This window comes from Bacillus pretiosus (genome assembly GCF_052947655.1).
The window spans coordinates 3620500-3634079 of record NZ_CM129593.1 but is presented as its reverse complement, the minus strand read 5'-3'; the positions used below and the strand labels follow the sequence as shown (position 1 = coordinate 3634079).

Annotated in this window: 10 protein-coding genes; all 10 read left to right on the top strand. The window is 36.3% G+C overall.

Going from position 1 to position 13580, the window contains the following annotated elements; all coding sequences use genetic code 11:
- Positions 1-92: 92 nt before the first annotated feature.
- The 10 genes from spoVS (at position 93) to ACU8YW_RS18475 (ending at position 13304) form a co-directional block, all read left to right on the top strand.
- Complete coding sequence (gene spoVS / locus ACU8YW_RS18520) at positions 93-353, top strand: stage V sporulation protein SpoVS (protein ID WP_000404341.1); 261 nt, start codon at positions 93-95, stop codon at positions 351-353.
- Between the two features lie 58 nt (positions 354-411).
- Positions 412-1335, top strand: a complete 924-nt coding sequence (locus tag ACU8YW_RS18515; RefSeq protein ID WP_097889678.1) for a dipeptidase — start codon at positions 412-414, stop codon at positions 1333-1335.
- 227 nt (positions 1336-1562) lie between these two features.
- Complete coding sequence (locus ACU8YW_RS18510) at positions 1563-3320, top strand: 2-oxoacid:acceptor oxidoreductase subunit alpha (protein ID WP_000625432.1); 1758 nt, start codon at positions 1563-1565, stop codon at positions 3318-3320.
- Positions 3307-4173, top strand: a complete 867-nt coding sequence (locus ACU8YW_RS18505) for a 2-oxoacid:ferredoxin oxidoreductase subunit beta (protein WP_073516060.1) — start codon at positions 3307-3309, stop codon at positions 4171-4173. Before ACU8YW_RS18510 ends, ACU8YW_RS18505 begins: the two co-directional genes overlap by 14 nt.
- Before the next feature lie 429 nt (positions 4174-4602).
- The gene (miaB, locus tag ACU8YW_RS18500) at positions 4603-6132 is read left to right on the top strand and encodes a tRNA (N6-isopentenyl adenosine(37)-C2)-methylthiotransferase MiaB (protein ID WP_073516059.1); all 1530 of its coding nucleotides are present in this window, start codon (positions 4603-4605) and stop codon (positions 6130-6132) included.
- A gap of 3 nt (positions 6133-6135) precedes the next feature.
- Positions 6136-6567 carry a YlbF/YmcA family competence regulator gene (locus tag ACU8YW_RS18495; protein WP_073516058.1) on the top strand — a complete coding sequence of 144 codons (432 nt, stop codon included), beginning with the start codon at positions 6136-6138 and terminating at the stop codon, positions 6565-6567.
- Between the two features lie 125 nt (positions 6568-6692).
- On the top strand, positions 6693-7235 hold the full coding sequence (gene cotE, locus ACU8YW_RS18490) for an outer spore coat protein CotE (RefSeq protein WP_001288802.1): 543 nt from the start codon (positions 6693-6695) through the stop codon (positions 7233-7235).
- 181 nt (positions 7236-7416) lie between these two features.
- Complete coding sequence (gene mutS / locus ACU8YW_RS18485) at positions 7417-10089, top strand: DNA mismatch repair protein MutS (protein ID WP_098133893.1); 2673 nt, start codon at positions 7417-7419, stop codon at positions 10087-10089.
- An 8-nt stretch (positions 10090-10097) separates the two neighbouring features.
- Entirely contained in the window at positions 10098-12041 is a 1944-nt protein-coding gene (gene mutL, locus ACU8YW_RS18480) for a DNA mismatch repair endonuclease MutL (protein WP_098133892.1), read from the top strand.
- A gap of 276 nt (positions 12042-12317) precedes the next feature.
- Positions 12318-13304 carry a choloylglycine hydrolase family protein gene (locus tag ACU8YW_RS18475; protein ID WP_097889682.1) on the top strand — a complete coding sequence of 329 codons (987 nt, stop codon included), beginning with the start codon at positions 12318-12320 and terminating at the stop codon, positions 13302-13304.
- The last annotated feature ends 276 nt before the right edge of the window (positions 13305-13580 follow it).

Sequence of the window (13580 nt, the reverse complement as noted above, 5' to 3'; positions counted from 1 at the left end):
AATTTAGCAGGAATACGCGTCATTCCTCGTGAATATAAGTTAAAGTGAAATAATTGCTAATACTTTTTATAGAAACGAGGAGGAAACGCGGAATGGAAATATTAAAAGTTAAAGCAACGTCGGTCCCTAATTCTGTAGCTGGTGCACTTGCAGGTGTTATTCGCGAACGCGGAACAGCAGAAATTCAAGCCATTGGTGCAGGTGCATTGAACCAAGCGGTAAAGGCAGTAGCAATTGCAAGAGGATTTGTAGCGCCTAGTGGTTTGGACCTGATTTGTATCCCAGCGTTTACGGATATTATGATTGATGGGGAAGAACGTACAGCAATAAAATTAATTGTAGAACCTCGTTAAGCTTAAACAACCTGTTTGCAGTATGCAAACAGGTTGTTTTTATAATGGAGGAATGAAAATGAAAATTTTTGATGCTCATTGTGATGTGCTTCTTCAGTTATGGAGTGCACAAGGGAAAAAGAATTTTAAACATGATCCGCAATTACATATTACATTTGAACAATTAAAGAGAAGAAAAGGAAGTATACAATGTTTTGCTATATATGTGCCAGAAACAGTGGCATATGAAAACCGATTTGAAGTAGCATTACAAATGGTAGATATTTTTTATAATGAAATTTTATCCCTACCAGGTGTGAAGTTTATTCAGACAAAAGATGATATTAACATGTTAAAACAGGACGAGATTGGAGCGATATTAACACTAGAAGGATGCGAAGCAATTGGAAGAGATGCAATGAAATTACGGTTGTTGTATCGCCTAGGGGTACGTTCTTTTGGACTAACATGGAATTATGCCAATCTATTAGCTGACGGTGCGCTAGAGACACGTGGGGCAGGTTTAACGACTTTCGGTAAAGAAGTTGTACAAGAGCTTAATACGTTACATGCATGGACTGATGTGTCTCATCTGAATGAAAGAAGTTTTTGGGATGTTGTAGAAAGTGCAAAAAATCTTATTGCTTCCCACTCAAACTGTATGAAAATTTGTCAGCATCCACGTAATTTAAACGATGAACAACTTAAAGCTCTTATAAAGCGAAATGGCATGATAGGTGTCACTTTTGTACCGCAGTTTCTAACAAATGAAAAACAAGCGAATATAGCAGATATAGTAAAACATATCGAATATATTTGTTCATTAGGTGGAGAGAACAATATAGGATTTGGTTCAGATTTTGATGGGATTTTAGAAACGGTTGTAAATGTATCAGCGTATCGAGATTATGAAAATGTAATGAATGAGCTTTGTAAACACTATGCTGCATCTACTGTAGAGCGATTTTTATATGATAATTTTGTTGAACATATAAGTTTTTGAGATTTTTGTTTTAAAAATCCAGAAAAATTAGAATGAATTCATTTGATATTATTGCTTTTTTTAAGACCTAATACTAGAATGAAAAACAAAATAGCTTTATACTAAAGATTCAGGGAAATCAGAAGAGGCATAATTTGCGTCCGTTGTAGTTTATTTATATAAAAAATGCTAAACTATTACTGTAAAAAAATACACTACAATGAATGCAGCCAAAAGGGGTGTAGGAGATGATTAGTCAACTTTCATGGAAAGTTGGAGGCCAACAAGGTGAAGGAATTGAAAGTACAGGAGAAATCTTCTGTATTGCATTAAACCGATTAGGATATTACCTATACGGTTACCGCCACTTCTCATCACGTATTAAAGGCGGCCATACAAATAATAAAATTCGTGTAAGTACAACAGAAGTACGCGCGATCTCAGATGATTTAGATATTTTAATTGCTTTTGATCAAGAAACAATTGATTTTAACTTCCACGAACTACGTCCAGGTGGAATTGTAGTTGCGGATGCGAAGTTTAATCCAACAATACCTGATAATACAGATGTAAATCTATATGTGATACCGTTTACAGATATTGCTTCAGAATTAGGCACATCATTAATGAAAAACATGGTTGCTGTTGGGGCATCAAGTGCGGTATTAGGATTAGATGAAACAGCTTATTTAAATGTTGTTGAAGAGATCTTTGGTCGTAAAGGAGAGCAAGTTGTTCAAAAGAATATGGACGCAATTAAGCGCGGCTCTCAATATATGAAAGAATTGCTAGGTGAGAAAGTAAACATGATGCAGCTTGAAAAAGCTGATGGTAAGAAACGTATGTTTATGATTGGAAACGATGCAATCGCATTTGGTGCGGTAGCTGGTGGTGCTCGCTTTATGTCTGCATATCCAATTACACCTGCATCTGAAATTATGGAATACTTAATTAAAAAATTGCCGAAAGTTGGCGGGACAGTAATCCAAACTGAGGATGAAATCGCAGCTTGTACAATGGCAATCGGTGCAAACTATGCTGGTGTTCGTACATTAACTGCATCTGCTGGTCCGGGTCTATCTTTAATGATGGAGGCGATTGGTTTAGCGGGTATTACAGAAACGCCATTAGTAATTGTTGATACACAACGTGGTGGTCCAAGTACAGGATTACCAACGAAACAAGAGCAGTCTGATTTAATGGCGATGATTTACGGTACGCACGGTGAGATTCCAAAAATCGTAATGGCGCCAAGTACAGTTGAAGAAGCGTTCTATGATATTGTAGAAGCATTTAACCTAGCTGAAGAATATCAAGTTCCTGTTATTTTCTTAACAGATTTACAGCTTTCTTTAGGAAAACAAACGGTAGAACCGCTTACGTTAGATAAAGTGGAGATTCGTCGCGGTAAGCTTGATTTAGAAGCGGAATTACCAGAACGTGAAAATAAAGCATACTTCAAGCGTTATGAAGTAACAGAAGATGGCGTTTCACCACGTGTTTTACCTGGTATGAAAAATGGTGTTCACCATGTTACAGGTGTAGAACATGATGAAACTGGTAAGCCATCTGAATCAGCAATAAACCGTAAAGATCAAATGGACAAACGTTTCCGTAAAATGGAGAACTTGAAGTTTAATACCCCTGTTTATAAAAATGTTAAGCATGAAGAAGCAGACGTATTACTTGTTGGATTTAACTCAACTCGCGGTGCGATCGAAGAAGCAATGGAGCGCTTAGAACAAGAGGGTATGAAAGTAAACCATGCTCATGTGCGTTTAATTCACCCATTCCCAACAGCTGAAATCGATCCACTTGTGAAAAATGCGAAGCGTGTTGTAGTGGTAGAAAACAACGCAACAGGTCAGCTTGCTAACATTATGAAAATGAATCTTGGTAACGGTGAGAAAATTTCTAGTCTTTTAAAATATGATGGGAACCCATTCTTGCCGAAAGAGATTTACAACGAATGTAAAAAAGGGGTTGTATTAAATGGCAACATTTAAGGACTTTCGTAACAGTGTAAAACCAAACTGGTGCCCAGGTTGCGGAGACTTCTCGGTGCAAGCTGCAATTCAACGTGCGGCAGCTAACGTTGGCTTAAATCCAGATGAACTTGCTGTTATTTCTGGTATCGGCTGTTCAGGTCGTATTTCAGGTTATATTAATTCATATGGTGTGCATAGTATTCATGGTCGTGCCCTTCCAATTGCACAAGGTGTAAAAATGGCAAATCGTGATTTAACAGTTATCGCATCAGGTGGTGACGGTGATGGATTTGCGATTGGTATGGGACATACAATCCATTCTATTCGTCGTAACATCGACATTACGTACATCGTAATGGATAACCAAATTTACGGATTAACAAAAGGGCAAACTTCACCACGTAGTGAAGCTGGATTTAAAACGAAGAGCACACCACAAGGTTCAATTGAGCCATCACTAAATGTTATGGAAATGGCTTTAACAGCTGGTGCGACATTTGTGGCGCAAAGCTTTTCAAGTGATTTAAAAGAATTAACACAAATTATTGAAGCTGGTATTAACCATAAAGGATTTTCATTAATTAACGTATACAGCCCATGTGTTACTTACAATAAAGTAAATACTTACGATTGGTTTAAAGAGAATTTAACAAAACTAAGTACAGTAGAGGGATATGATCCGTCTAATCGCATGATGGCTATGCAAACGTTAATGGAAAATAACGGATTAGTAACAGGTTTAATTTATCAAAATACAGCGCAACCTTCATACCAAGAACTTGTAAAAGGCTATAGTGAGAAACCTTTAGTGCAATCTGATTTAAATATGGATCAGAAAATGTTTGATGAACTTGTTGCTGAATTTATGTAATATAAGAAGAGGAGGTTGCCATGTGGCAACCTTTTTTTATGAGAAAATATAGGATAGTCTTATTTACTTAGAAAATTCAGAATGGTAAAATAATATATAAATCGTTGTATGAAAATGGTGAGTTCATTGCATATGAAATGTAAGATCCAAACAGAGCCTCTTTCTTGTTAAAATTGGCGAAACGCTTCATACTATGGTAATGTTTATAAGGATAAAGCAATATGCTTTTGGGTAGGACAAAAAGAAGTATGAAAAGGGAATGTCTATTTGTGTGTGGGGAAGACTTCATTCTTATGAATGATTAGATTGATTACTCAAGTTTCAAAGGACAAGTTATCTCTCAAGCTATCTAACCATTTTTGAGGTGAGTCAAAGCGCATTAAAATGGACTATAGAGTGTGTATAGTTAAGGGTGAAAGGAGATTACCGATGAACGAGCAACAACGATTAGCAAGTCAACAAGCAAATTCCTCTACGAAAAAAGAAGAGAAAGATTATAGTAAATACTTTGAAAGTGTATACCAACCACCTTCCTTAAAAGACGCGAAAAAACGAGGGAAAGAAGAAGTTAAAATTGAACGGGATTTTGGCTTACCTGAAGAGTTTCGCAATTTTGGTACAGGAAGAAAGTTCTATATTCGTACATATGGTTGTCAAATGAATGAGCATGATACAGAAGTAATGGCGGGTATTTTCACCGCACTTGGGTATGAACCAACCTTTTCAACTGAAGATGCAGATGTAGTATTATTAAATACTTGTGCCATTCGTGAAAATGCTGAAAATAAAGTGTTCGGTGAACTAGGTCATTTAAAGTCATTAAAACGAAGAAATCCGGACCTTTTAATTGGTGTATGTGGTTGTATGTCGCAAGAAGAATCTGTTGTAAATAAAATTATGCAAAAAAATCAGCATGTAGATATGGTGTTTGGAACGCATAATATTCATAGATTACCGTACATTCTAAAGGATGCAATGTTCTCGAAGGAGACGGTAGTTGAAGTTTGGTCAAAAGAAGGGGATGTAATTGAAAACCTTCCGAAAGTACGCCGTGGCGATATTAAAGCTTGGGTAAATATTATGTATGGCTGTGACAAGTTCTGTACATATTGTATCGTACCGTATACACGTGGAAAAGAGCGAAGCAGACGTCCAGAAGACATTATCCAAGAAATCCGTCATTTAGCTGCGAATGGTTATAAAGAAATTACGTTACTTGGACAGAACGTAAATGCATATGGTAAAGACTTTGAAGATTTTGAATACGGACTTGGCGATTTAATGGACGAACTCCGTAAAGTTGATATTGCCCGTATTCGTTTTACAACGAGTCATCCACGTGATTTCGATGATCACCTAATTGAAGTGCTTGGAAAAGGTGGAAACTTAGTAGAACATATTCACTTACCGGTGCAATCTGGAAGCACAGAGATGTTAAAAATTATGGCGCGTAAATATTCACGTGAGCATTATTTAGAACTTGTAAGAAAAATTAAAGAAGCAATTCCAAATGCAGTATTCACAACTGATATTATCGTTGGTTTCCCAAATGAAACAAATGAGCAATTTGAAGAAACGATGTCGTTATATCGTGAAGTAGGATTTGATACTGCCTTTACCTTTATTTATTCACCGCGCGAAGGTACACCAGCTGCAAAAATGAAAGATAATGTACCGATGGAAGTGAAAAAAGAACGTCTTCAACGCTTAAATACACTAGTAAATACGTTGGCAATTGAAAAGAATAATCGTTACAAAGGTCAAATTGTAGAAGTGTTAGTTGATGGGGAAAGTAAAAATAATCCAGAAGTACTCGCAGGTTATACTCGTACGAATAAACTTGTAAACTTCGTCGCTTCAAAATCTTTAATTGGTCAGCTTGTGAAAGTAAAAGTAACGGAAGCAAAAACTTGGTCTCTTAACGGGGAATTAGTTGAAGAGCCGATTGAGGTGGAATAATAGATGAAAGTATATTCGAAAGATGAAATTGTTGAACAAGCGAAAGAATTAGCAAAAATGATTTCTGAAACAGAAGAAGTTGATTTCTTTAAGAAAGCAGAGGCGCAAATTCATAAAAATGAAAATGTAAAGCGTGCAATTGATGAAATTAAAGCACTGCAAAAACAAGCAGTAAACTTGCAGCATTACGGGAAATGGGAAGCTTTGAAAAAAGTAGAAGCTGACATTGATGCATTGCAAGATAAGTTGGATAGTATCCCAGTTGTGCAAGAATTTAAATCTTCACAAACATATGTAAATGACTTACTCCAGCTAGTTGCAAGTACGATTTCTAACAACGTAACAGATGAAATATTAATTTCAACTAATGGCGATGTATTGAAGGGTGAAACGGGCGCAGCGGTAGAAAGTAAAAAAGGAAATTGTGGTTGTTAAAGAGATGTCGAATTGACATCTCTTTTTTTTATGGGTTAAACGTAAGTTCTTCTCGAAAAAAGAATGACACATTCCGCTATTGTCACGCATATGATTAAGTGAATAGTGATTGAGGAGGGTTACGAATGTCCGAATTTAGAGAGATTATTACAAAAGCAGTGGTTGGAAAAGGACGTAAGTATACAAAGTCAACGCATACATGTGAATCGAATAATGAGCCAACAAGTATTTTAGGGTGCTGGGTAATTAACCACTCGTACGAAGCAAGAAAGAATGGAAAGCATGTGGAAATTGAAGGTTTCTATGATGTGAACACTTGGTATTCATTTGATGGTAATACAAAGACAGAAGTTGTAACAGAACGTGTGAACTACACTGATGAAGTGAGTATTGGGTATCGTGATAAAAACTTTTCTGGTGATGATTTAGAAATTATTGCTCGTGTCATTCAGCCACCAAATTGTTTAGAAGCTCTTGTATCACCAAATGGTAATAAAATTGTTGTAACTGTAGAACGTGAATTTGTAACAGAAGTAGTTGGGGAAACGAAAATTTGTGTAAGTGTAAATCCTGAAGGTTGCGTAGAATCAGACGAGGATTTCCAAGTCGATGATGATGAGTTTGAAGAATTAGATCCGAACTTTATCGTCGATGCAGAAGAAGAGTAATAGAAAGCTAGGGAGAAGTTCTTCCTAGCTTTTTACTTTACATAAGTGATGCTTGAATGAACATGATTCCTTATGAAATGTGCTATAATGAGGAAAGACTCCTGAAATAGGAGATATGGATGTCCGTGAAGTGTGACATATATGAAAATCGATTACTATGTAAGAATTATGGAGGAAAAGTATGACTCAATATACCCCTATGATACAGCAATATTTAAAGGTTAAGGCAGACTATCAAGATGCCTTTTTATTTTTCCGATTAGGTGATTTTTATGAAATGTTCTTTGAAGATGCGATTAAAGCAGCTCATGAACTTGAAATTACATTAACGAGCCGAGATGGTGGTAGTAGTGATCGTATACCGATGTGCGGTGTACCACATCATGCAGCTAAAAATTATATTGAACAACTTGTTGAAAAAGGATATAAAGTAGCTGTTTGTGAGCAAGTGGAAGATCCAAAAACAGCTAAAGGTGTAGTACGCCGTGAAGTAGTACAACTAATTACGCCAGGAACGATGATGGAAGGGCGTACTATTGATGAGAAAGAAAATAACTTCTTAGCAGCATTAACACATTTTGAAGATGGATCGTATGCTTTAGCTTGTAATGATTTAACGACTGGACAAAATACAGTAACGTTGTTAACAGGTTCAGTAGAAGATATTTTATTAGAAGTGTATGCAACTGGTTCAAAAGAAATTGTTGTAGATTCTACATTTTCAAAAGATGAATTAAATAAATTAACTGCAACATTAAAAATGACGATTTCGTATGAAGATGCAACAACGATTCCGGAAGGGTTAGAACATCTTGTGAAAAACGTTTCGCAAGCAAAGTTAATTAAAGCAGTTGGACGTTTATTTAACTATGTAATAAGAACGCAAAAACGTTCGTTAGACCATTTACAACCAGTGGAAATTTATTATACGAATCAATTTATGAAAATTGATGTGCATTCAAAGCGAAATTTAGAGCTGACAGAAACACTTCGAACGAAAGAAAAAACAGGATCATTATTATGGCTATTAGATAAAACGAAAACAGCTATGGGTGGTCGTATGTTAAAACAGTGGATGGAACGTCCGCTGATCCAGAAAGAAAAAGTAGAAGAGCGTTTAGAAATGGTTGAAACATTTGTAAATGATTACTTCTTACGTGAAGATTTAAAAGAAAAATTAAAAGAAGTATATGATTTAGAACGTTTAGCAGGGAAAGTTGCATTTGGTAATGTGAATGCACGGGACTTATTACAGTTAAGACGATCTTTACTTCAAGTACCGGCTATTTTAGAAGCGATTAGTCTGTTAGATAATGCTTATGCAGCAAGGTTAATTCAAGGTGCGGATCCATGTGAGAGCTTAACTGAATTACTAGGAAGAAGTATTCAAGAAAACCCACCGCTTTCTATTAAAGATGGAGATATTATTAAAGACGGTTATAATGATAAGCTTGATCAATATCGTTACGTTAGTAAAAACGGGAAAACGTGGATCGCTGAGCTTGAAAAACGAGAGCGTGATATTACAGGAGTTAAATCGTTAAAAATCGGGTACAACCGTATTTTCGGCTACTACATTGAAGTGACGAAGGCGAATCTTGCAGCGCTTCCAGAAGGCCGCTATGAGCGTAAACAAACGCTTGCTAATGCGGAACGTTTCATTACAGATGAATTGAAAGAAAAAGAAACATTAATCTTAGAAGCAGAAGAGAAAATTGTACAATTAGAATACGATTTATTTACAGCGCTTCGTGAAGAAGTAAAAGTATTTATTCCGAAATTACAACATTTAGCGAAAGTAATTAGTGAATTAGACGTACTGCAAAGTTTCGCGACAGTTAGTGAAGAAGAACAGTTTGTAAAACCTGTTTTAACAACTAAGCGCGAAATCTTTATTAAAGATGGTCGTCATCCTGTCGTTGAAAAAGTATTGAACGGGAAATTGTATGTACCGAATGATTGTATTATGCCGGAGAAAATGGATGTCTTTTTAATTACAGGACCGAACATGTCTGGTAAAAGTACGTATATGAGACAATTAGCACTTGTAACTGTTATGTCACAGATTGGTTGTTTCGTACCAGCAACAGAAGCGGTATTACCTGTATTCGATCAAATCTTTACGAGAATTGGTGCAGCGGATGATTTAATTTCGGGTCAAAGTACATTTATGGTCGAAATGTTAGAAGCGAAAAATGCAATTGCAAATGCATCAGAAAGAAGTTTAATTTTATTCGATGAAATTGGACGCGGTACATCTACGTATGATGGTATGGCACTTGCACAAGCAATCATTGAACATATTCATGACCAAATTGGTGCGAAAACGTTATTCTCTACGCATTATCATGAATTGACGGTGCTAGAAGAAAGTTTAGGACAATTGAAGAATGTACACGTTTCAGCTATTGAAGAGAATGGAAAAGTAGTATTCCTTCATAAAATCCAAGATGGAGCAGCTGATAAAAGTTACGGAATTCACGTTGCGCAACTTGCGGAGCTTCCAGATAGCTTAATCGCTCGTGCGAAAGAAGTGTTAGCGCAACTAGAAGGACAAGAAGAAATTATTATTCCAAAGCGTACAGAAGTGAAAGTACAAGAAGTGGCTCCAGAACCAGCTGTTGTAAAAGAAGAACCAGCAGAAATACAAGAGACGAAAGTAGAGACTGAGGAAGAATCGCAATTATCATTCTTTGGTGGAGAACAGTCTTCGAAAAAACAAGACAAGTCAGTTCTAGATGCAAAAGAAACGGCAGTACTTGCGCAAATTAAAAAAATTGATTTACTTGATATGACACCTTTAGAGGCGATGAACGAACTGTATCGCTTGCAGAAAAAGTTAAAGAAAGGATGAGTAAGTAGATGGGGAAAATTCGCAAACTCGATGACCAACTCTCTAACTTAATTGCGGCAGGGGAAGTAGTAGAGCGCCCTGCCTCAGTCGTAAAAGAACTTGTGGAAAATTCTATCGATGCGAATAGTACATCTATTGAAATCCACTTAGAAGAAGCTGGTTTATCAAAAATTCGCATCATTGATAATGGGGACGGCATTGCAGAAGAAGATTGTATTGTCGCTTTTGAACGACATGCGACGAGCAAAATTAAAGATGAAAACGATCTGTTTCGTATTAGAACACTCGGTTTCCGTGGTGAGGCGTTGCCGAGTATTGCTTCAGTTAGTGAATTAGAGTTAATTACTAGCACAGGTGATGCACCTGGTACACACCTTATGATTAAAGGTGGAGACATTATAAAGCAGGAGAAAACAGCGAGCCGAAAAGGAACAGATATTACAGTACAAAACTTATTCTTTAATACACCAGCGCGTCTTAAATATATGAAAACCATTCATACAGAGCTTGGGAATATTACAGATATCGTGTATCGTATTGCAATGTCACATCCAGAAGTATCATTAAAGCTGTTTCATAATGAAAAGAAATTGCTTCATACATCAGGAAATGGTGATGTAAGACAAGTACTTGCATCAATTTATAGCATTCAAGTTGCGAAGAAGCTTGTTCCAATTGAAGCTGAATCTTTAGATTTTACAATTAAAGGCTATGTCACATTACCAGAAGTAACGAGAGCATCTCGAAATTATATGTCAACGATCGTAAATGGTCGTTACGTTCGAAATTTCGTATTAATGAAAGCCATTCAGCAAGGATACCATACATTACTGCCAGTCGGACGATATCCAATCGGCTTCTTATCGATTGAAATGGATCCAATGCTTGTTGACGTTAACGTACATCCAGCGAAATTAGAAGTTCGTTTTAGTAAAGAACAAGAATTACTAAAGCTTATCGAAGAAACATTGCAATCGGCATTCAAAAAAATACAGCTCATTCCAGATGCAGGTGTAACAACGAAGAAAAAAGAAAAAGATGAAAGTGTGCAAGAACAGTTCCAGTTTGAGCATGCGAAGCCGAAAGAGCCATCTATGCCAGACATTGTTTTACCGACTGGCATGGATGAAAAACAAGAAGAACAACTGACTGTGAAACAGCCAGCACAACTGTGGCAACCGCCGAAACAAGAATGGCAACCACCACAGTCGCTCGTAAGGGAAGAACAAAGTTGGCAGCCATCTACTAAACCGATAATGGAAGAACCAATTCAAAAAGAGAAATCGTGGAACAGTAACGATGAAGACTTTGAATTAGAGGAATTGGAAGAAGAAGTTCAGGAAATAGAAGAGATTGAAATGAACGGTAATGACTTACCACCGCTTTATCCAATTGGACAAATGCACGGAACATATATTTTCGCTCAAAATGATAAAGGCTTATATATGATTGACCAACATGCCGCGCAGGAACGTATTAATTATGAATACTTCCGGGATAAGGTAGGAAGGGTAGCGCAAGAAGTACAAGAACTACTTGTACCATACCGTATTGACCTATCTCTTACTGAATTTTTACGTGTCGAAGAGCAACTAGAAGAACTGAAAAAAGTTGGACTATTCTTGGAGCAATTCGGCCATCAATCCTTTATCGTCCGCTCGCATCCAACGTGGTTCCCAAAAGGTCAAGAAACAGAAATTATCGACGAAATGATGGAACAAGTTGTCAAACTAAAAAAAGTGGATATTAAAAAGTTACGTGAAGAAGCAGCCATCATGATGAGCTGTAAAGCATCCATTAAAGCAAATCAATATTTAACGAACGATCAAATATTTGCTTTACTGGAAGAACTACGTACAACAACAAACCCATACACATGCCCGCACGGAAGACCGATTCTTGTGCATCATTCTACTTATGAGTTGGAGAAGATGTTTAAGAGGGTTATGTAGGGATACTGTTCATAGAGAAAAAATGGTTTCTTGTTATTTTAATAAAATATAGAGTGAAATAAAAAGGAGCGATAGTAATAAGTCGCTCCTTTTTAATATAATTCTTTTCCAACTATATTTTTAAAAAACATTTATAAACTAGAGATAACCAGATAAGCTCAACCTATTTGTACTTTATATGTGCTTTCTCATTTTTTGTAAGGGAAGAGTTTTTAATTTACAGACTTATCGGAATTATGTAAAGTGTAGATAAAACCATAAAATGGGGTGTTCTTTATGTGTACGAGTTTGACATTACAGACAAAAAACGGTCAGCACCTTTTTGCAAGAACGATGGACTTCACATTAGATATGAATCAAGAAGTAATAATTATTCCTCGACATTACCAGTGGAATAATATAACTGGTGAAATTATTAATACGAAACATGCTACGGTTGGAATGGGTATTAATCATCAAGGAAGGATCATTATGGCGGACGGAGTAAATGAAGCAGGTATGACATGTGCAACACTCTATTTTCCAGGATTCGCTACTTATAGTCAAAGCATAGATGACAACAATACAAATTTGGCTCCATTTGATTTTGTGACTTGGAGTCTGACACAATTCAATTCTGTCAAAGAGTTAAAGAAATCTGTAGATAGCCTTACCTTTTTGGATATACCATTACCGGATTTAGGACTTACGCCACCGCTACATTGGATTTTAGCGGATAAATGGGGAGATTGCATTGTACTGGAGCCGACAAATGAAGGGTTAAAAATGTATGATAACCCACTAGGAGTGATGACGAATAGTCCGGAGTTTAATTGGCATTTGCAAAATTTAAGACAATATATTGGCCTTAAATCGCAGCCATTCGCGCCAACTGAGTGGAGTAACTTACCATTAAGTGCTTTTGGTCAGGGCTCAGGTTCAATGGGACTTCCAGGGGATTTCACCCCGCCATCAAGGTTTGTGCGAGCAGCATATGGCAAACAAAACATTCAAGGTATAGATAGTGAAGAAGAGGGAGTATCGGCCCTATTTCATATTTTATCAAATTGCGAGGTTCCTAAAGGCGGAGTAATAACAGAAGAAGGTGCATTAGATAATACCATATATACAAGCGTAATGTGTATGGAGTCCGGAACATATTATTATCATACCTACGATTGTAGACAAATTATAGCCATTCATTTATTTCATGAAAATTTAGATACAGATGAGATTAAAGCTTATCCGTTCCAACGGAAACAAAAAATATTTTATGAAAACTAAGTAGCTTTGAAACAACTTTTAGTAAATTTTTAAATATATATAATAGAGCAATAATGGCCAATATAATTGTTGGGTGCTTCTTTAACTTTGTGATTTATCATAAATTTACTCCTTTCTTCAATTACGCCAACGATTAAATTTATGCTGGTAGGAGCATTGGCTAAGAAATTTATTTTTAATTAAACTAGTTTTTATTTTTTCTAGAGGGGCCATTAAAGTGCTACTAGGTAAAATAAATATGGGCGTACTTTATTTATAAATAGTAAAGAACAAAAA

Bases quoted from the DNA above. Each gene is read 5' to 3' on its own strand.
- spoVS (WP_000404341.1), top strand. From the start codon at position 93: ATGGAAATATTAAAAGTTAAAGCAACGTCGGTCCCTAATTCTGTAGCT.
- ACU8YW_RS18515 (WP_097889678.1), top strand. From the start codon at position 412: ATGAAAATTTTTGATGCTCATTGTGATGTGCTTCTTCAGTTATGGAGT.
- ACU8YW_RS18510 (WP_000625432.1), top strand. From the start codon at position 1,563: ATGATTAGTCAACTTTCATGGAAAGTTGGAGGCCAACAAGGTGAAGGA.
- ACU8YW_RS18505 (WP_073516060.1), top strand. From the start codon at position 3,307: ATGGCAACATTTAAGGACTTTCGTAACAGTGTAAAACCAAACTGGTGC.
- miaB (WP_073516059.1), top strand. From the start codon at position 4,603: ATGAACGAGCAACAACGATTAGCAAGTCAACAAGCAAATTCCTCTACG.
- ACU8YW_RS18495 (WP_073516058.1), top strand. From the start codon at position 6,136: ATGAAAGTATATTCGAAAGATGAAATTGTTGAACAAGCGAAAGAATTA.
- cotE (WP_001288802.1), top strand. From the start codon at position 6,693: ATGTCCGAATTTAGAGAGATTATTACAAAAGCAGTGGTTGGAAAAGGA.
- mutS (WP_098133893.1), top strand. From the start codon at position 7,417: ATGACTCAATATACCCCTATGATACAGCAATATTTAAAGGTTAAGGCA.
- mutL (WP_098133892.1), top strand. From the start codon at position 10,098: ATGGGGAAAATTCGCAAACTCGATGACCAACTCTCTAACTTAATTGCG.
- ACU8YW_RS18475 (WP_097889682.1), top strand. From the start codon at position 12,318: ATGTGTACGAGTTTGACATTACAGACAAAAAACGGTCAGCACCTTTTT.